This window comes from Conexibacter sp. CPCC 205762 (genome assembly GCF_030646155.1).
Taxonomy (GTDB): Bacteria; Actinomycetota; Thermoleophilia; order Solirubrobacterales; family Solirubrobacteraceae; genus Conexibacter.
On the sequence record NZ_JAUTDN010000042.1, the window covers coordinates 1 to 19,062 of the forward strand.

A 19,062-nucleotide genomic window follows, 5' to 3' on the forward strand; every position below is an offset into this window, starting at 1 on the left:
CCCCCGCCTTGCGTCGCCCGCTGCCGGCGCGGCGCCGAGCGCGCGCAGCGCCGCGGCGTCGCCCGCTGCCGGCGCGGCGCCGAGCGCCCGCAGCGCGGCGACGTCGACGTTGCGCGGCGCGGCGCCGAAGGAGAGGTGGGCGGTGACGGTGCCGTCGGGCTCGCGCACGAGCGCGACGAGGTCGCCGCCGAGCGAGCACTGGTGCGGGTAGGCGACCGCGAGGGCCGTCGCCGCGGCGAGCGCGAGGTCGAGCGCGTTGCCGCCCTCGGCCCACGCCTCCCGCGCCGCCTCGACCGCCGCCGGATGCGGTGCCGCGACGCTGGCCGTCAGGCGGCTCATCCTGCCGCGACCCCGCGAGAAGGAGCCTTTGGCGAGTTCTCGCCCGGAATCTGAGCGCTCTGCGCGAGCGATTCCGCGGCCTCTCTCATCGCCGGCACCGCCGGCCACGCGCCGTCGCCGGAGATCAGCACCGTGCGCGCGGGCGCGGCCTCGCTGCCGACCAGCTTCACCGGCAGCGTCGCGAGCAGGTATTCGCCCGCGTCGATCGCGGACAGGTCGACGACCTCGAGGATCGCGATGCCGGCGGGGCAGAGGATGTTGTGGACCGGCCAGCCGCTCTCGCCCGCGGGCGAGTCGATCGTCAGGTAGTCGATCGCGACCAGCTGCACGCCGCGCTCGACCAGCAGCGCGGCGGCGCCGGCGTCGATCCCGACCCACGGGCTCTTGACCGTCTCTCTCAGCGCCTCGAACGAGTTGCGCGTCTTCAGCAGCACGCGCGGCTCGTCGGCGAGGCCGGCTCTGAGGAGGTCCTCGGCCGTCGCCTCGCTGCCCTCCACGAAGGTCAGGTCGAGCACGCGCGCGGGGCCGACCAGCAGCTCGACCGGGACCGCCTCGATCGCCGTCCCGCCCTCGACGAAGTGGCCCGGCGCGTCGAGGTGGGTGCCGGTGTGGGAGCCGATCAGCCAGCGGCTGACGTTGCCGTCGTCGCCGTTCGCGATCGACTCGACCATCGTCTTCTCCGGCTGGCGGCCGTAGTGGAGCATCCCGGGACCGACCGGCACGGAGATGTCATGGATCGTGATCGACATGGTGGGATCCTACACGATCGAGATTGGATCCAACATGAGTTTGCGCGAAATCCACCGAGCGGGCGCGAGCGCTGACCCCGCGCCCGTCGCGCCGTCCGTCGCGCCGCCCGTCGCGCCGCGCGCCGCGTCCGCGTCGATGCCGCTTCGCGCGCTCATCGGTCCAGCAGCCGTCGCGGGTTGTCGACCATGATCCGCTGGACGGTCGCCGCGTCGGCGCCGCAGAACTCGCTCAGCGCCGGCACGATGCGGCGGAAGAGATGCTCGTAGCCGTAGCCGCCCATGTGGCGCAGGTTCGCCTGCGCCCAGGTGTCGCAGGCGATCACGAGCTGGTCGCCGTATCCCTCTGACAGCAGCCAGCTCGTCATCTCCAGCCGCTCGACGTCGCTCGGGTTGCGCATGCCGGGGCGGCCGTAGAGGAAGTCGGAGCCGAAGGTGTCGTACTCCAGCACCGCGCCCGTCTGCGCGACGGCGGCGTGGTAGCCGCGGTCGAGCACCTCGTCCATGTGCGAGAGGATGATGCGGTCGGCCGGCATCCCCTCGGCCAGCAGCGTCTCGACCACCTGCAGCCCGTCCTGCCCGCGCCACGACAGGTGGACGTTGATCGCCGACCCGGACTCGGCGCCGGCGCGGCCGGCGGCGCGCAGCACCTTCAGCTCGGCCTCGCGCGGCGGGTGGTTGGTGCCGATCTCGCCGATCAGCGCCGGCCGGATCCCCGTGTCGCCGATGCCGTGCTCCAGCTCGTGCAGCAGCTCGCTCGTGAGCGCGTCCACGTCCAGCCCGGCCAGCCGCGCCGGGTGCAGCTCCTCGACGTACCAGCCGCAGCCGACGCAGATCGTCACGCCCGACTCGCGCGAGATCCGCGGCAGCTCCTCGATCCGCCGGCCCATTCCCTCCAGCGTCAGCTCGACCACGGCCGCGCCGCCGGCGGCGCGCACCGCGCGCAGCTCGTCGACGGCGACGCCGGGATCGTGCAGCACGAGGTTCTCCGGCACCGCGAGCGCGTTCCAGCGCAGGTAGCCGGTCATGCCGGGGTGAAGGGCATCGTGCTCGGGGACCGGCTCCGCCGACGGCTTGCTCCAGATGCTGAGGTCGCTCAGCAGGTGCTCGTGCATCGAGGTCGGGCCGAGCTGGTCCGGCTCGATCGGCCCGAGGACGGTGTGGATCGCCATCGGAAGTGGATCCCTCCTTGGTTGTTTTGGATCCCAACTGCCCGTAGGCTACCGGGTGCGGTCAAGGCGACGAGAGGAATCACGGATGTTGGAGACGGTGCAGTCGGTGACGGGCCCGATCGGGCCGGGCGACGTGGGGCTGGCGCTGCCGCACGAGCACGTCTTCATCAACATGTCGCCGACCGAGCCGCGCGACGGCTTCATGACCGTCTGGGAGGAGCGCAAGGCCGACATCGAGCGCTTCCGCGACGCCGGCGGCCGCACGATCCTCGACGTCACCAACGGCGAGCTGAGCGACTACGCCGCGCCGGTCTACTTCGAGCGCGACCCCGTGCGGCAGGTGCGCAACCCCGTCACCGGCTCGCGCTCGGTCGCCAACGTGCTGGCGACGAAGGCGATGGCGGAGGAGACCGGCGTGACCGTGGTCCTCGGCACCGGCCACTACTACGAGCACTACATGGACGTCGAGTGGGTCGACCGCACCTGGACCGAGCAGTTCGCCGAGTACCTGATCGCCGACCTGGAGGAGGGGATCCCCGGCACCGGCGGCGTGCGCGCCGGCTTCGTCGGCGAGGTCGCCTCCGACCTGCCGTACGTGACCGCACGCGAGGAGCGCTCCTTCCGCGCCTCCGGCCGCGCCGCCGCGCGCACCGGCGTGATGGTCTCCACCCACGCGCCGACGTACCCGACGGCCGAGGTGCAGATCGACATCCTGCAGCAGGAGGGCGTCGCGCCCGAGCGGATCGTCGTCGGGCACACCGACACGGTCAAGTCGCTCGACTACTCGATCGACCTGCTCAAGCGCGGGGTGTACATCGAGTACGACTGCATGATGGCCGTGAAGGCCGGCGGGGTCGTGAACGCGGCGGAGCTGGGGCGGCGGGTCGAGTACCTGCGCGCGCTCGTCGAGCTGGGCTACGCGGAGCGGATCCTGCTGTCGCAGGACGTCAGCCAGCGCTCCCACCAGCACGCCTTCGGCGGTCCCGGCCTGACGTTCGTCTTCGAGGAGCTCGCGCAGGCCGCGCTCGCCGCCGGGATCGAGCAGGAGGTGCTGACGATGATCAGCACCGACAACGTCCGGCGGGCGCTGTTCGGCGGCTGACGGCCTCGACGCGCGCATCCGCACCATGTAAGGTTGGATCCATGAGCGTGTGTTTGGGATCCACAATGGAGGCGCGACGTGCTCTCACGTGAGGAGAACGAGAAGCTGACGCAGACCGGTCCGGGCACGCCCGGCGGCGGTCTGATGCGCGCCTACTGGCAGCCGGCCGCGCTCGTGGCGGAGCTGAACGAGGCGCGGCCGGTCAAGCCGGTCCGCCTGCTCGGCGAGGACCTCGTGCTGTTCAGAAAGGGCGACGGCAGCTATGGCCTGATCGGCCGCTGGTGCGCCCACCGCGGCGTCGACCTCGCCTACGGCCGGCTGGAGGAGTGCGGCATGCGCTGCCTCTACCACGGCTGGCTCTACGACGCCGAGGGCAGATGCGTCGAGCAGCCGGCCGAGCCCGCGCACTCGCGCTTCCACACGAAGATCAGACACGTCAGCTACCCGGTGCAGGAGCGCAACGGGATCGTCTTCGCCTACCTCGGCGGCGGCGACCCGCCGCCGTTCCCCGACTACGACTGCTTCGTCGCGCCCGACGCCTACACCTTCGCGTTCAAGGGCCTGTGGGAGTGCAACTGGCTGCAGGGCGTCGAGGGCGGGATCGACCCCAGCCACGTCTCCTTCCTGCACCGCTTCCTCGACGAGGACCCGCGCGAGACCTACGGCCAGCAGTTCGCCGAGCTGGTCGAGGGGACCGACAAGACGCTGTCGGCGCTCGTCGGCGAGAACTTCCGCCCCGACATCGAGGTCGAGACGACCGACCACGGCCTGCGCGTCTTCGCCGTGCGCGACCTCGGCGAGCAGATCCGCCACGTGCGGATCACGAACCTGATGTTCCCCAACGCCTTCGTCGTCCCGTTCGGCAACACGAAGGTCTTCGCGCAGTGGCACGTCCCGATCGACGACCACACGCACTACTGGTACATGATCCTCTACGACTTCGAGCAGCAGACCGACAAGGAGACGCTCTGGAACCAGCGCATCTCCGAGGTCACGCTGCCGGACTTCCGCCCGGTCCGCAACCGCGCCAACGAGTGGGGCTTCGACGTCGCCGAGCAGCAGACGCTGACGTACACCGGCATGGGCCTCGACATCAACGTCCACGACCAGTGGGCGGTCGAGTCGATGGGGCCGATCCAGGACCGCACGGTCGAGAGACTGGGCGTCTCCGACCGCGCCGTGACCGCCAACCGCCGCATGCTGCTGCGCGCGATCGAGGACCACGAGGCCGGCCAGCCGACGCCCGGCCGCGCGACCGACGCTGCCTCCGCCCGCGCGCTGACCGGCCCGCTCGCGTTCGACACGATCGCCAGAGCCGACGCCTGGCAGGAGGGCTGGAGAGCGGGCGAGGCGAGACGCCGCGAGCAGTCGCCGTGGGCGGGGAGCGAGACTCGTGCCGGGGTCTGAGCCGGTGCTCGACCTGCTCGGCACGGGGCCGGGCCGCGCGGCCGGCTTCATCGAGCGCCACGGGCTGTGGGACGACGTCAGATACGCGGCGGCGGCGCAGGCGCAGCGGATCATCGACGAGCGCGGGATCGAGCTGGTGCGGCTCTCGTTCCCCGACCAGCACGGCCTGCTGCGCGGCAAGACGCTCACGCGCGAGGCGTTCTTCAGCGCCCTGCGCGGCGGCACGACCGCGCCCTCGACGCTGGTCGTCAAGGACACCGCCTGCAAGACGATCTACTCCGTCTTCGAGGCCGGCGGCTCGATCGGGATCGAGCAGATGGAGGGGGCCGGCGACCTGCTGCTGATCCCCGACCCGACGACCTTCCGCGTGCTGCCGTGGGCGCCGCGGACGGCGTGGGCGCTGTGCGACATCCACTTCCCCGACGGCCGTCCGGTGCCGTTCTCGACCCGCCGCCTGCTCGCCGACCAGGTGCAGGGGCTGGCGGCGCGCGGCTACGAGCTGGTCGTCGGGCTGGAGGTCGAGTTCCACGTATTCAGAGTCTCTGACGACGCCCTCTCGCACGGCGACGTCGGCCAGCCGGGCACGCCGCCGGCGGTCGCGCCCGTCAGCCGCGGCTACCAGCTGCTGCTGGAGGACCAGATCGACCCGCTCGACGAGATCGTGCAGGCGCTGCGCGACGGGCTCGTCTCGCTCGGCCTGCCGCTGCTGTCGATCGAGCACGAGTTCGGGCCCTCGCAGCTGGAGCTGACGTTCGCGCCGCAGAGCGCGCTGAAGGCGGCCGACGACATGGTCCTCTGCCGCAGCGCGGTCAAGCAGATCTGCCGCCGGCTCGGCTACCACGCGACCTTCATGTGCCGGCCGAACTTCCCCGACCTCGCCTCCTCCGGCTGGCACCTGCACCAGTCGCTGCGCGCTCTGGACGGCGGCGAGAACGCCTTCATGGCGCCGGTCGGCTCGGCCGAACGGCTGTCGCCGCTGGCGCAGTCGTACCTCGCCGGGCTGCTGGAGCACGCGCGCGGCGCGACCGTCTTCTCGACTCCGACGATCAACGGCTACAAGCGCTACCGGCCGATGTCGCTGGCGCCCGACCGGATCGTCTGGGGAGAGGACAACAAGGGCGCGATGATCCGCGTCGTCGGCGGCCCCGGCGACCGCGCCACGCGGCTGGAGAACCGCTCCGGCGAGCCGGCCGCCAACCCGTACCTGTACATCGCCTCGCAGCTGGTCTGCGGCCTCGACGGCGTCGATCGCGGGCTCGTCCCCGCCGCGCCGACGGCGCAGCCGTACGGCGCCGACGCGCCGCGGCTGCCGGCGTCGCTGATGGAGGCGCTCGACGCCTTCGCCGCCGACCCGGTCTTCGCCGAGCGGCTGGGGCAGTGGTTCGTCGACTACGTGATCGCGCTGAAGCGGTTCGAGGTCGACCGCTACCTCGCCGCCGTGACCGACTGGGAGCAGCGCGAGTACTTCCAGATCTTCTAGCGAGGTCGTATCGCCATGCCATACGTGATCGCCGAGCCCTGCATCGGCAACAAGGACGGCTCGTGTCAGGGCGTCTGCCCGGTCGACTGCATCCAGCCGCTGCCCGACGACCCCGACTTCGCGACCGTCGAGCAGCTCTACATCGATCCGACGGAGTGCATCGACTGCAACGCCTGCGTCGACGCCTGCCCGGTCAACGCCCCGTTCGACGTCGAGCGGCTGCCGGAGAGATGGTCGGCGTTCGCGGCGATCAACAGCGACTTCTTCGCGAATCGTGGGTGAGGCGCGCGCGGTCGATGCGGGCGCGGGCGGCGGCGCGGGTGCGGGCGGCGGCGTGCCGCGCGCGGTCGTCGTCGGCGCCGGGCCGTCGGGCTTCTACGCCGCCGCGGCGCTGCTCGACGCCGGCTTCGCGGTCGACCTGCTCGACCGCCTGCCGACGCCGTTCGGCCTCGTGCGCGCGGGCGTCGCGCCCGACCATCCGAAGATCAAGGCGGTCACGCGCGTCTACGAGAAGATCGCGCGGCGTGAGCGGATGCGCTTCTTCGGCGGCGTGCAGGTCGGCGTCTCCGTCGGGGTCGAGGACCTCGCCGCGCGCTGGGACGCGGTCGTGTGGGCCGTCGGCGCGCCGCTGCCGAGCCCGCTCGGGATCGCCGGCGAGCAGCTCGCCGGCTGTCATCCCGCGAGCGACTTCGTCGGCTGGTACAACGGCCATCCGGACCACGCCGCGCGCAGCTTCGGCCTCGACGTCGAGCGGGCGGTTGTGCTCGGCAACGGCAACGTCGCGCTCGACGTGGCGCGGATGCTGCTGCGCGACCCGGCCGAGCTGGCGCTGACCGACATGGCCGACCACGCGCTTTCCGCGCTCGCTGCCGCGCGCGTGCGCGAGGTCGTCGTGATCGGCCGCCGCGGCCCGCTGCAGGCGGCCTTCACGGACGGCGAGCTGGTCGAGCTGGGCCGGATCGCCGGCCTCGGCGTCAGCTTCGACGACGACGCGCTCACGCTGGACCCGCTCAGCGCGGCGGCGCTGGCGGCGGAGCCCGAGGGCTCGCCGGCCCGGCGCAAGCTGGAGGCGCTTGGCGCGCTCGCCGCCGCGTCGCCGAGCGAGGCCGTCGCCGTCGAGTCGCCCGGCGCTGCCGAGCCGCCGTCAGCCGTCGAGCCGCCCGCCGTCGCTGCTGCGCCCGCCGCCGGGCGGATTGGCGAGCGCCGGCTCGTCTTCCGCTTCCTCCGCTCCCCGCTGGAGCTGATCGAGCGGGCGGGGCGGGTGAGCGGGGTCCGGCTCGCCGTCAACCGCCTCGCCGCGCGCGACGGGCGCCTCGTCGCCGAGCCGACCGGGGCGGAGGAGATGCTCGACTGCGGCCTCGTCGTGACCGCCGTCGGCCACCAGGCCGCGCCGCTGCCGGGCCTGCCGCTCGCCGGCGGCACGATTGCCAACGCCGGCGGCCGCGTCGCCGGCCGCGCGCGCGAGTACGTCGTCGGCTGGGCCAAGCGCGGCCCCAGCGGCGTGATCGGCACCAACAAGGGCGACGCGCAGGAGACGGTCGCGCGGATCGTCGAGGATCGAGACGCTGGTCTGCTGGCCAGCTCGTCAGACCAGGAGCCATGGCTGCGCGAGCGCGTCCCGGAGCTGGTCGAGTGGGTCGGCTGGGAGGCGATCGATGCGCACGAGCGCGCGCTCGGCGAGCCGGCCGGCCGCCCGCGCGCGAAGCTGGTCGACCTCGCCGCGATGGCCGCGGTCGTCGCGCCCCCGCCGCGCGGCTGACGCACTCTGCGCGCCGGCCGCCCGCCCCGTCCGCGCGGCTGACGCGGACGCGACACAAGCGACCTGACTCCCTGGCGCGTCGCCGCCGCGTCTGCCAGGCTGCTCGGCGCCAGTGGTCGCTGGCATTGAACCCGGACCGGGGGTTTGCAGGCCGTGAGGAAGTCCGCCGTCGCGCTCGCGCTGAGCGCTGCCATCGTCGCTGTCGCGGCGCCGCCGAGCCAGGCCGTGCAGCCGCACGACCACGACGCGCTGCCGCTGCTCGACGCACGCGGCAGAGGCGCCGCGCCGACCGGCGCGGCGACCGACGCCGGTCGCAACGACCGGCTGCTGAGCGGCCGCTCGAAGGATCTTCCGCGCGAGATCGTGCTCGACTACGTGCGCGACCACCGCGAGCGCTTCGGTCTCGATGACGCCGGCGTCGCGCAGCTGCAGCTCGTCGCGCGCGCCGTCAGCCCCGACGGCATCGTCCACCTGCGCTTCAACCAGGTGCTCGACGGCGTGCTCTCGTTCGACCGCGGGATCGACGGCCACGTCACCGCTGACGGCCGCCTGATCACCGTCTCCGGCGCTCCGCTCGCCGGCGCCAGACTTGCCGCGAGCACCCCCGCGCTCGGCAGGAGCACGGGCATCGAGGCCGCGACCGAGGCGCTCGGGCCCGACGCGACCGGCGAGCACGCCGCGCTGCGCTGGACCGCCGACGGGAAGGGCCGCGCGCGGCTCGCGTGGCAGGTCACGGCCGACGACGGCGACGGCCTGCTCTACGCGCTGCTCGTCGACGCCGCCGACGGCGAGCTGCTGCGGCGCCAGAGCCTCTCGCACGACCTCGGGCAGGCGAGATGGTTCAGATCGGACCCGCTCACGACCCCGGCGCAGACGCAGATCACGATGCCGCCGGCCTGGTACGACGACAACGCCGGCGGGACCCGCCTGTGGGGTCAGTACGTCCGTACCTACACCGACCGGCAGAACAGAAATCCCGCCTACGGCAGCGAGAACGGCGCCGGCCTGACGCAGATCCCCGCCAGCGACGCGGGCGCGCTCGACTGGCTCTACGCGCCGGTCGCCTTCCCGGCCGCGACGCCGTGCCCGCCCGGCGCGCCGTGCACCTGGGACTCGACCAACAGCGCGAGCGCCGACGTCAACCAGTTCCAGGCGGCGACCAACGCACACGTGCTCGCGAGCCGTTACCACGACCACCTGCTGCAGGCCCCGATCGGCTTCGACGAGGCGTCGGGCAACTTCCAGGTGACCAACAGCAGCGGCCAGGGGAGAGGCGGCGACCCGGTCCGCGTCGAGGTCAACGACGGCGCGGGCTTGAACAACGCGAACTTCGGCACGCCGCCAGACGGCCAGGCGCCGCGGATGCAGATGTTCCTGTGGACCACGCGCGACGTCAACGGCAGCGACGAGGCCGACGTCGTCTACCACGAGTACGGCCACGGCCTCAGCAGCCGGCTCGTCGTCAACGCCTCCGGCAGCTCGACGCTCTCCCCGCTGCAGTCGCAGATGATGGGCGAGGCCTGGAGCGACTTCTACGCCTTCGACCTGCTCGTCGGCGAAGGCGCCCTGACCGACACCGGCGCGCCGGCCGAGCTGGCGCTCGGCTCCTACGTCACCAACCGCGGCGTCCTCCGCGCGAAGCCGATCGACTGCCCGGTCGCGGAGGCCGGCGTCAGCGGCTGCGACGGCAACTACGCCGGCAGACCGGTGGTGCTCGGCGGCTACACCTACGGCGATCTCGCCCGCACCGACAACACGTCGCCGCACAACGGCGGCGAGGTCTGGGGCGAGACGCTCTGGGAGCTGCGCAGAGCGGTCGGCCGTCAGGCCGCGCTGGCGCTCGTGACCGGCGGGATGCGGCTGTCGCCGGACGCGCCGTCGATGCTCGACATGCGTGACGCGATCCTCCAGCAGGCGCTCGCGATGCGCACCGCGCCGGGCGCCGCGGACGACTGGTTCCCGAGAGCGTGGGCGGTCTTCGCCGCGCGCGGCTTCGGCGCGAGCGCGACGACCCCGAATGCCGCCAGCACCGCCCCGACCGAGGCGTTCGACCTGCCCAGAGGCGTCGTCGGCGGCGGCGCGCTGACGGTCAGCGACCCCTACCCGGGCGGCGATGACGACGGCGTCGCCGAGCCGGGCGAGCGGGTCGAGCTGTCGTGGCCGCTCGCGAGCCGCGGCGTCGTCGACCTGCTCGGCGTGACCGGCACGCTGACCGGTGCGCCGGCGCTGGCGATCCTCGACGGCAGCGCCGCCTGGCCGCTGCTCGGCAACGCCCGAACGGCAGCCAACAGCGACCCGTTCGTCGTGAGAGTCCCGGCCGGCCAGTGCACGACCGCGTATCCGGTCTCGCTCGCGATCTCCAGCACGGAGGGCGCGGCGACCGCGACCGCGACGGTCGACCCGCGGCCGGGGCAGCGCAGCGTGGTGGCGATCCCGGACAGCGACGGCGTCGGCAGATCGACGGTCGACGCGCCGATGACGGTGAGCGGCAGCGGCGCCGTCACCGACGTCGACGTGCGGATCGACGAGCTGCGCCACACCTACGTCGGCGACCTCACGCTCGAGCTGATCCACGACGGCGTCACCGTGACGCTGATCGACCGGCTGGGCAACGGCGGCTACGGCGGCCACGACGTGATCGACGCGGTGATCGACTCCGACGCCCCCGGCGCGGTCACGCTGACGCCCGGCGGCCCGATCGGCGGTCGCTTCCAGCCGGCGGTCGCGAACGCGCTCGACAACTTCGACGGCCATCCGGTCGCCGGCACCTGGACGCTGCGGATCCACGATGGCGCCGCCGGCGACACCGGCGAGCTGCGCAGCTGGGGGATCGACTCGCCGCAGCAGGCCTGTGGCCGGCTGGAGATCCCCGCCGCCGCGACCGGTGCGGCCGCGGTCGGTGGCGACAGCAGCGCGACGCTCGACGGCGCGGTGACGCCGAACGGACGCGCGACGGGCCTCCGCTTCGCGTGGGGGACGACGAGCGCCTACGGCGCCACGACGCCGGTCGAGCCGCTCGGCGCCGGTGACGGCGCGGTCACGCGCGCGGCGTCGCTGAGCGGCCTCGCCCCGAGCACGACCTACCACTACCGCGTCGAGGCGATCCGCGACGGCGCGCTCGCGGTCGCCGGCGAGGACCGCACGTTCACGACGGCCGCGGCGATCGTCATCCCGCCGCCCAGCGATGGCGGCGGAGGCGGCGGCGGTGGCGGTCCGACGCCCCCGGGCGGCCAGCCGCCGGCCGGCCCGCCGGCCGGCGACACGACCGCGCCGAGCGTGACCCGCCCCGCGGTCGCGCTCGCGAGAGCCGCCCGCAGAGGCGCCGCCGCGCGCCGCAGAGCGACGGTCAGATTCACGCTCGGCGAGGCGGCGACGGTGACCGCGCTGGTGACGTCGAGAGCGGCCGGCATCACGCGCGGCAAGGCCTGCGTCGCGGTGCCGAGGAAGCGCCCGCGCGGCGCCAGAGCGTGCACCCGCACGCTGACGGCGGCGCGCGCGACGGTCAGAGCAGCCGCCGGTGCGGTCACGCTCAGACTGCCCGGCGCCGGCCTGCCGAAGGGCGCCTACACGCTGACGCTGACCGCCGTCGACGCGGCCGGGAACAGATCGAAGCCGGTCACCGCGCGCGTGACCGTGCGCTGACGCCGGGCGGGCGACGGGACCTGAGTCCCCTCGCCCGCCCGGGACCGGCGTCCATTGCGGCAGCCGCGGGCGGCTCGTAGCGTGGGCGGTCGCATGGACGCGAGCGGGATCAAGACGGGCGCGACCCTCCAGTGGGCCTCCACGGCTCTGCTGGCGCTCGTCCTCCTGCTCGCGGCCTGCGCGCTCGGCGCCGCGCGCGCCGAGGCGATCTCGTTCACGACCAGATCGGTGACCGTGCCCGGCTCCGGGATCGGCGCCGAGAGCGGCCTCGCGCTCGGCGACTTCGACGCGGACGGCGACCTCGACATCGCCGTCTCGCTCGGATCGGGCGACCTGTCGGTGCTGCTGCGCGGCGCCGACGGCAGCTATGCGCAGGCGCCGACGTTCCCGCGCTCGCTCGGCAGAAGCTACGCCGGGCCGATGCGAGCGGTCGACCTGAACGGAGACGGCCACCTCGACCTCGTCGCGCTGCAGATCCAGGATGCGACCTCGTACGCGATCGTGCTGCTGGGCGACGGCGCCGGCGGCTTCGGCACCGCCGCCTCGATCCCGCTGACGGGCACGCCCGGCACGATGGCGGTCGGCGACGTGACCGGCGACGGCAAGCTCGACCTCGTGCTGCCGAGCTACATGCCCAGCGGCGGCCCGCGCCTGCTGACGATGCCGGGTGACGGTGCCGGCGGCTTCGGCGCGCCGCTCGCGAGCCAGCCGCCGCTCGACGGCAGCGACCCGGCCGCGATCGTGCTCGCCGACCTCGACGCGGACGGTGACCTCGACGCCGCCGTCGCCCACGTCTTCACCGCCGCCGGGATCGTCACGGTCCTCCGCAACGACGGCGCCGGCGGGTTCGCGAGCGTCGCCGGCAGCCCGTTCGACATCGGCTCTGGCGTGCTGACGATGGCCGGGGGAGACGTCAACGGCGACGGCCGGCTCGACCTCGTCGCGCCGGTGCGGACGGGGATCGCGGGCGACAGCAGATCGAGCACCGCCGGTGTGCTGCTCGGCACTGGCGCGGGCGGCTTCGTGAGAGGGCCGCCCGACTCGTTCGCGACGCCGCCGGCGCAGAACCCGGTCGCGCCGTTCGCCTTCCCGCTCGGCGACCTCGACGGCGACGGCACGCTCGACGGCGCGATCGCTACCGATGCGGGCACCGCCTGGCCCGTGTTCGGCGACGGTGCCGGCCGTTTCCTGTCGGAGGCGACGAGCGGCATCGCCACCGGCGCGATCGCGACCGCCGGCACGATCGCCGACGTCGACGGCGACGGCGTGCTCGACGTCGTCGTCACCAGCACCGCATCGCCCGCGCGCGTCTTCCTGCTGATCAACGACGCGGAGCCCGCGATCTCCGCTCCGGCCGGCGCCGACCTCGGCAGCGCCCAGGTCGGCGGCGCGGCGACGACCGCGGCGGTGCGGATCGAGAACCCGGGCGACCACGGCCTGCGCGTGACCGGCCTGACGGTCGCGGGCGCCGACGCGGCCGACTTCGCCGCGAGCGGCTGCATGACCGCGCCGGTCCCCGCCGGCTCCTTCTGCGACGCGACCGTCAGCTTCGCCCCGCACGCCGCCGGCGCCCGCGCCGCGACCCTGACGATCTCCTCCTCTGCTCCGAGCGGCCCCGCGACCGTCGCCCTCACCGGCACCGCGACCCCTGCGCCGCCGGCCGCCTGCCCCGGCGGCGACGGCGGCAGAGGCGGCACCGACGGCGGCGGCAGCGGCCCGGCCGCGCGCGCCGCGACGCTGAAGCTGACGCTGCGCCCGGCCCGCGCCGCGAAGCTCGCGCCCGGCAGACGCCTGCGCCTGACCGTCACCGTCCGCAACGCCGGCACGCTCGCCGCGTCCGCCGTGACGCTCTGCCCGCGCGCGAGCGCGAAGCAGCTCACGGCCGGCCGCTGCCTGAAGCTCGGCAGACTCGCCGCCGGCCGCAGCGCCCGCCGCACGATCACGCTGAAGCTGGCCAGATCGGCCCGCCCCGGCCGCAGCTACACGCTGACCCTGACCGCCAGAGCCCGCGGCGCCAGAGCCGCCACCGCCCGCCTGGCGCTCAGAGCCGCCCGCCGCTGACGCCGTCCGCGCGCGCCAAGCCGCCCGCTGCGCCCGCCCGCCCGCGCCGCCCCTGACGCCGTCCGCCGCGTACCGCACGACCGCCCCGCACCGGCCGCCGCCGTGAGGGACGGCGGCGGCCGGCGGGGAGGTCCGCCGGCGCCAGCCAGGAGAGGCGCCGACAGCTGAGTCCCGGCGCCGCCCCACAGGCGCCGGCAGACCAAGCGCCCTGCTATATGGCGCCAGCCAACTTGAACTGCCCGACCAGCCGCTCCAGCTGCTCCGCGGTGCGCGCCAGCTCCTGCGAGGAGGCGGCGATCTCCTGGGCGGAGGCGCTCGTCTGCTGGGTCGAGGCGGAGACCTGCTCGGTCGAGGCAGAGGACTGCTCGGCGACCGAGACGACCTCGCTCATGTCCTCGCCCATCCGCTGCGAGCGGTCGGCGATCTCGGTCACGGCCGCAGCGATCTCGCCGACGCGGGCGTTCATGTCCTCGACGCTCGTGCCGATCCGCAGGAACGCCTGGCGCGCCTCGTCGACCGTCTCGACGCCGCGCTCGATCTCGTCCGAGCCCGACTCGACCGACGCGATCGCGCTGCCGGTGTCGCGCTGGATCTCGGAGATCAGCGTCGAGATCGAGGAGGCCGCCTGCTGCGACTCCTCGGCGAGCTTGCGGACCTCCTCGGCGACGACGGCGAAGCCGCGGCCCTGCTCGCCGGCGCGCGCCGCCTCGATCGCGGCGTTGAGGGCGAGCAGGTTGGTCTGCTCGGCGATGCCGGTGATCGTCGCGACGATGCCGCCGATCTGGTCGGACTTCGCGCCGAGGCCGCGCATCGCGTCGATCGACGCGGCCGAGACGGCCGACAGCGCCTGCATCCCGTCGGTCGCGCGGGCGATCGCCTGCGAGCCCTCCTCGGCGACCGAGCGAGCGGCCTCCGCGGCACGCGCGGTCGCCTCCGCGTTGGTCGTCGAGGCGAGCGCGGCGCCGCTGACGGCCTCGCCGGTCTCGCGCGCGCGGCCGACCGTGCGCACCTGCCGCTCGGCGCCCGCGGCGACCTCGCCGACGGCGGAGGCGATCTCGCCGATCGCACGGCCGGTCTCCTCCGAGGTCGTCGCCATCTGCTGCGAGGCGGCCGCGACCGACTGCGTCTCGCCGGCGATCTGGCGCAGCATCTCCTCGACCCGCGCGCGCATCGCGTTGTACTCGCCGACGGAGGCGTGCAGCTGACCGAGCATCGCGTTGTAGATCTCCGCGAGGCGGCCGACGGCGCGCCCGTCCTCGGCGACGATCGCGCCGGTCGAGCTGCTCGCCTCGACCGTCAGGTCGCCGGCGGCGACGGCGGCCAGCGCGGCCTCGAGCCCAGCCAGCTCATGGCTGCTGAGCGCGTCGAGCCGGTCGATCAGCAGCTCCAGCGCCGAGCTGTCGCCGAGCGCCTCGCGCAGCTGCGCGCTCATCTCCGCGAACGCCATCCCGAGCGCGTCCCTGTCGGACTTCGGCTCGACCGCGACGGCGAGGTCGCCGGCGGCGATCCGTCTGGCGGCGTCGGCCATCTCGCCGAGGTAGCCGACCATGTCGCCGAAGGCGGCGCCGGCCTCGCCGATCTCGTCGCGCGATCTGATCGCGACCTTCTGCTCGATGTCGCCCTGCGAGATCCCGCGCGCGGCGCGCACGAGCTGCCGCACGCCGCCGGAGATCGAACGCGATGCGAGCAGCGCGATCAGCAGCCCGATCACGACCGCTATCGCCGCGAGCGCGAGGATCGTCGTGCGGGTCGAGTCGACGGTCGAGCGGGCGTCTCTGGAGGTCGCCAGCGAGGTCGCGACCTGTCTCTCGTTGAGCGGCCCGAGCGATCTCGTCATCGCCGAGTAGGTCTCGGCTCCCGGACCCTGCTGGAGCGTGCCGAGCGCGGTCGTGTAGTCCATTCTGTCGGCGGCCGCGAGGAATCTCGCGCGCGTCGCGTCGACGTAGCCGCTCCATGCCGCGGCGAACGCGGCGACGTCGGCCGGGTTCGCGGTTCTTCTCAGCTCGGCGACCTTGGCGGTGACGCCCTGCTCGTCCATCTCCAGCGCTCTCAGCAGCTCCGGACGGGCTCTTCTGTCCGCGAGGATGTAGCCGAACTGGTCGGCGCGGTACTTGAAGACGAGCGCGTTGATCGAGCCGATGTTCTGGAGGCTCGGCACGACTCTGTCGCCGAACTCCTGCACGTTGTCGTTGACCGCGCCGGTGCGCGATATCGCGACGAAGCTGACGACGACGAGCAGTGCGAGCACGACGAGGAAGCCGCCAAGCAGCTTCGTCCTGACAGACAATCTCATGGTTGCGGCCTCCGACCGGGTGCGACCTTGGGGGGATCGTTTCGGTTGATCGGCCGGGCGCGTGCGAACTGCATGTCGTTCGTCTCACTCGACTGATTGTATGGCGCATAGACGCTCGTAATCGACTGTTCGCTGGCCGTCCGTATGATCGGCGGGTGGCAGATCCCGATCCCGCAGCCGACCGACCGGCATCGGCGGCAGCGCTGCGGAGAGCGGCGACGCGCGAGCGCCTGCGGACGGCCGCGCTGGAACTGTTCGCCACCCGCCGTCTCGCCGACGTCGCCGTCGAGGAGCTGCTGAGCGCCGCCGACGTCAGCCGCGCGACCTTCTACGCCCACTTCGACGGCAAGAACGCCCTCGTCGAGGCGCTCGTGCGCGAGCTGTGGGCGCTCGGCGATGCCGCCGCGCTGGCGGTCTGCGCGCTGCCGGAGTGGTCGCCGGCCGCCCTGCGCGGCTTCCTGCGGGCGCGCGCCGACGGCGAGTGGGCGCAGGCGCACGAGCTGGCGCTCGCGGTCGGCGAGGCGGCGCTGGCCGACCCGGACGGCTGGCGCGAGCGCGTCGACGCCCTGATCGCGCGGCTCGCCGCCGCCGACCCGCGCTGGCGGGCGCTGGGGGAGGAGCACGCGCGGCTGTTCGTGCTGCAGCTGGAGGAGCTGTTCGCGCAGCGGGTGATCTGGGGCGCGGGCGACGAGCGCGCGCTGGAGCTGTCCGCGCGCGTCTGCGCGGCGACGCTGAACCCGCCGCCTGCCGCCGCGGCCGCGGGAGCGCGCGGCTGATGCCGGCCGGCCGCGCCCCCGGCGTCCGCGAGCTGCAGCGCCAGCTGACGCGCAGACTGCTGCTCGACGCGGCCGCGAGACTGTTCGCGCAGGACGGCTACACGGCGACGACGATCGACGAGATCGCGGCCGCGGCCGGCGCCAACCGCGCGACGCTCTACCTCCACTTCGACGGCAAGGAGGCGCTCGCGCAGGCGCTGCTCGGCGAGGTCTACGAGCTGACGCGCGCCCAGCTCGTCGCGCTGGCGCGGGAGCCGCAGTGGACGCGGCCGGTGCTGCGCGCCTGGATCGCCGCCAACGCCGAGCTATGGCCGCGCGGGGCGGAGATGATGGCGGGGCTGAGAGAGGCGATGATCGCGACCGCCGGGTATCGCGACTACGTCGAGCTGCAGGCGGCGCCGCTGACGGCGCGGCTGGCCGAGCGCTTCGAGCGGCCCGCGGCCGCGCTGCGCGCCCGCCTGCTCGTGATGCAGCTGCACGGCTTCTACCAGCGCTGGCTGCTGTGGGGCTGCCCGGGGCCCGGCGCGGCCGGCGACGCGCTGCTGGACCTGCAGGCCGAGATCTTCTGGACGACCTTGCACGACGACCACGACAGACTGGAGAGCCGCTGATGAAGCTGATCGGAGCCGGCGTCGCCCGCACCGCGACGACGACCCAGATGGTGGCGCTGGAGATGCTCGGCATCGGCCGCTGCTACCACATGCGCGACATGATGTCCGACCTCGAGCGCAGCGTCCCGCTGTGGGAGGCGGCGCGCGACGGCAAGGCCGACTGGGCGACGATCTTCGACGGCTACGTCACGACGGTCGACTGGCCCAGCGCCTTCTTCTACAGAGAGCTGATGGAGGTCTACCCGGACGCGAAGGTCCTGCTCAGCGTGCGCGACGGCCAGGCGTGGGAGGCGTCGATGCGCGAGACCGTCTACGCGATGTTCTACGGCGACTCGGTGATGGCCCACGTCCTGCGCGCCCGCTACCACGTCGACCCGCTCTGGCGCCGCTACATGGACGTCGTCGCCTCGATCTCGTTCGAGCAGTACGGCCCCTACGCCGGCAACCACCACGACCGCGCCTCGCTGATCGGCGCGATGGAGGGCTGGAACGAGCAGGTCAAGGCCCACGTCCCCGCCGACCGCCTCGTCGTCTGGCAGCCGTCCGACGGCTGGGAGCCGATCTGCGACGCCCTCGGTGTCCCCGTCCCGTCCGAGCCGCTGCCGAGAGTCAACGACACGCAGGGCTTCAAGGACATGCTGATCGGCGGCTCCCTGCAGGCGCTCGACGGCTGGTGGAGAGAGACGCACCCGGAGGCGTGAGCCGCGGGCGGCGTCGTTCAGCCGCCGATCGCGACGATCTCGCAGCCGACGTCGCGCACCGTCGTCCAGCGCTTGTCGCCGGTGACGACGACGTCGGCGTGCAGCTCGCCGGTCGCGAGGACCAGCGCGTCGGGAGTGCGCAGAGCGCGGTTGGCGGCGCGCAGCTCCGCCGCCCGCTCTGCCACCTGCACGTCGACCGGAAGCCGCGCGCCGACGATCGCGGCGAGGAACCGCCGCAGGATCGTCTCGTCGTGGTGGCCGAGCTTCGCGCCTGTCAGCGTCTCGGCGATCGTGACGGTCGAGACGGCGAACGCGTGCTCGCGCGCGACGTCGCGCACCGCGGCGTCGGCGGCGGCATGGAGCGTGTCGTCGCCGTTGAGGAAGGCGACGAGCACGCTGGAGTCCAGCAGCGCTACGCCCATTCGTCGCGCAGCTCGTCGACCGCGCGACGCAGGTCCGGTCCCGCTCTCATCGCGCCGCTGAACTGGTCGAGCAGATCGTCCTGCCGGGTCAGCACGACGCGACCGGGACCGGCCGCCTCGATCCGCACGACGTCCCCTTCACGAAACCCCGCAGCCGTGAACGCGTCTATCGGGATCGTGACCTGATGCTTGCTGGAGATCCGGGAGCCGCCGCGTCTGTCTCGCCGCGTCGGCGCGTTCTTTACCAATCTCGCCATAGGTAAAGCGTACTCGTTCAGGTCGCTGAAGCCGCTCGCAGCCGGATCGGGCCGCGCGCGGTCGCCAGCTCGACGGGATCGCCGTGCTGGGTGACCTCGATCGCACCTGCGTCGACGAGCGTCTGGGCCGCCTCGCGGACGAGCGGCATGAGCGGGCGGAAGTCGCCGTCGCCGGCGAGCCGGCGTGCGGCTTCGGACGGGCAGATCGTCGCGCCCGGCGCGCGGGCGGCGAGCAGCTCGGTGATCGCCTCCCGGGCCTGCTGACGGTCTGCGTCTGTTGGCTGCATCTGTCCA

The 19,062-nt window shown here is 73.7% G+C and carries 17 protein-coding genes; 10 read left to right on the forward strand and 7 right to left on the reverse strand.

Annotated features, from left to right (window positions below; genetic code table 11):
* The 3 genes from Q7L73_RS23750 to Q7L73_RS23760 form a co-directional block, all read right to left on the reverse strand.
* Positions 1-339: gamma-glutamyltransferase (locus Q7L73_RS23750; protein ID WP_304715685.1), on the reverse strand; the 339-nt coding region annotated here is incomplete at its 3' end.
* On the reverse strand, positions 336-1,088 hold the full coding sequence (locus tag Q7L73_RS23755; RefSeq protein WP_304693016.1) for a cyclase family protein: 753 nt from the start codon (positions 1,086-1,088) through the stop codon (positions 336-338). The genes Q7L73_RS23750 and Q7L73_RS23755, both read right to left, overlap by 4 nt.
* 152 nt (positions 1,089-1,240) lie before the next feature.
* A complete protein-coding gene (locus Q7L73_RS23760) occupies positions 1,241-2,257 on the reverse strand; it encodes a phosphotriesterase (protein WP_304693018.1) in 1,017 nt (338 codons plus the stop codon).
* Positions 2,258-2,342: 85 nt separating this feature from the next.
* On the opposite strand from Q7L73_RS23760, the gene Q7L73_RS23765 reads away from it, so the two are divergent.
* The 7 genes from Q7L73_RS23765 (at position 2,343) to Q7L73_RS23795 (ending at position 13,708) form a co-directional block, all read left to right on the forward strand.
* Complete coding sequence (locus tag Q7L73_RS23765) at positions 2,343-3,359, forward strand: phosphotriesterase (RefSeq protein WP_304693020.1); 1,017 nt, start codon at positions 2,343-2,345, stop codon at positions 3,357-3,359.
* A gap of 78 nt (positions 3,360-3,437) precedes the next feature.
* Positions 3,438-4,766, forward strand: a complete 1,329-nt coding sequence (locus Q7L73_RS23770; protein ID WP_304693021.1) for an aromatic ring-hydroxylating dioxygenase subunit alpha — start codon at positions 3,438-3,440, stop codon at positions 4,764-4,766.
* Positions 4,753-6,246 carry a glutamine synthetase family protein gene (locus Q7L73_RS23775; protein ID WP_304693023.1) on the forward strand — a complete coding sequence of 498 codons (1,494 nt, stop codon included), beginning with the start codon at positions 4,753-4,755 and terminating at the stop codon, positions 6,244-6,246. Before Q7L73_RS23770 ends, Q7L73_RS23775 begins: the two co-directional genes overlap by 14 nt.
* 15 nt (positions 6,247-6,261) lie before the next feature.
* Complete coding sequence (locus Q7L73_RS23780) at positions 6,262-6,528, forward strand: ferredoxin family protein (protein ID WP_304693025.1); 267 nt, start codon at positions 6,262-6,264, stop codon at positions 6,526-6,528.
* Complete coding sequence (locus Q7L73_RS23785) at positions 6,521-8,005, forward strand: FAD-dependent oxidoreductase (protein ID WP_304693029.1); 1,485 nt, start codon at positions 6,521-6,523, stop codon at positions 8,003-8,005. The genes Q7L73_RS23780 and Q7L73_RS23785 overlap by 8 nt, the downstream gene beginning before the upstream one ends.
* Before the next feature lie 153 nt (positions 8,006-8,158).
* The gene (locus tag Q7L73_RS23790) at positions 8,159-11,647 is read left to right on the forward strand and encodes a M36 family metallopeptidase (RefSeq protein ID WP_304693031.1); all 3,489 of its coding nucleotides are present in this window, start codon (positions 8,159-8,161) and stop codon (positions 11,645-11,647) included.
* 93 nt (positions 11,648-11,740) lie between these two features.
* Complete coding sequence (locus Q7L73_RS23795; protein WP_304693032.1) at positions 11,741-13,708, forward strand: VCBS repeat-containing protein; 1,968 nt, start codon at positions 11,741-11,743, stop codon at positions 13,706-13,708.
* Between the two features lie 211 nt (positions 13,709-13,919).
* Here Q7L73_RS23795 and Q7L73_RS23800 read toward each other — a convergent pair whose 3' ends face one another.
* Complete coding sequence (locus tag Q7L73_RS23800) at positions 13,920-16,001, reverse strand: methyl-accepting chemotaxis protein (RefSeq protein ID WP_304693033.1); 2,082 nt, start codon at positions 15,999-16,001, stop codon at positions 13,920-13,922.
* Between the two features lie 155 nt (positions 16,002-16,156).
* Between Q7L73_RS23800 and Q7L73_RS23805 the strand changes: the two genes are divergently transcribed.
* The 3 genes from Q7L73_RS23805 to Q7L73_RS23815 are packed head-to-tail and all read left to right on the forward strand — an operon-like array spanning position 16,157 to position 18,089.
* A complete protein-coding gene (locus tag Q7L73_RS23805; protein ID WP_304693035.1) occupies positions 16,157-16,777 on the forward strand; it encodes a TetR/AcrR family transcriptional regulator in 621 nt (206 codons plus the stop codon).
* Positions 16,777-17,388, forward strand: coding sequence for a TetR/AcrR family transcriptional regulator (locus tag Q7L73_RS23810; RefSeq protein WP_304693037.1), 612 nt, complete (start codon positions 16,777-16,779; stop codon positions 17,386-17,388). Before Q7L73_RS23805 ends, Q7L73_RS23810 begins: the two co-directional genes overlap by 1 nt.
* Positions 17,388-18,089: a sulfotransferase family protein gene (locus Q7L73_RS23815; RefSeq protein ID WP_304693039.1), complete on the forward strand. Its 702-nt coding sequence runs from the start codon at positions 17,388-17,390 to the stop codon at positions 18,087-18,089. The genes Q7L73_RS23810 and Q7L73_RS23815 overlap by 1 nt, the downstream gene beginning before the upstream one ends.
* 17 nt (positions 18,090-18,106) lie before the next feature.
* Here Q7L73_RS23815 and Q7L73_RS23820 read toward each other — a convergent pair whose 3' ends face one another.
* From Q7L73_RS23820 to Q7L73_RS23830, 3 genes are read right to left on the reverse strand one after another with little or no spacing between them, the layout of a single operon-like run.
* Positions 18,107-18,511, reverse strand: coding sequence for a PIN domain-containing protein (locus Q7L73_RS23820; RefSeq protein ID WP_304693041.1), 405 nt, complete (start codon positions 18,509-18,511; stop codon positions 18,107-18,109).
* Entirely contained in the window at positions 18,502-18,768 is a 267-nt protein-coding gene (locus tag Q7L73_RS23825) for an AbrB/MazE/SpoVT family DNA-binding domain-containing protein (protein ID WP_304693043.1), read from the reverse strand. The genes Q7L73_RS23820 and Q7L73_RS23825 overlap by 10 nt, the downstream gene beginning before the upstream one ends.
* 17 nt (positions 18,769-18,785) lie before the next feature.
* Positions 18,786-19,055, reverse strand: coding sequence for a DUF3253 domain-containing protein (locus Q7L73_RS23830; protein ID WP_304693045.1), 270 nt, complete (start codon positions 19,053-19,055; stop codon positions 18,786-18,788).
* Positions 19,056-19,062: the final 7 nt, after the last annotated feature.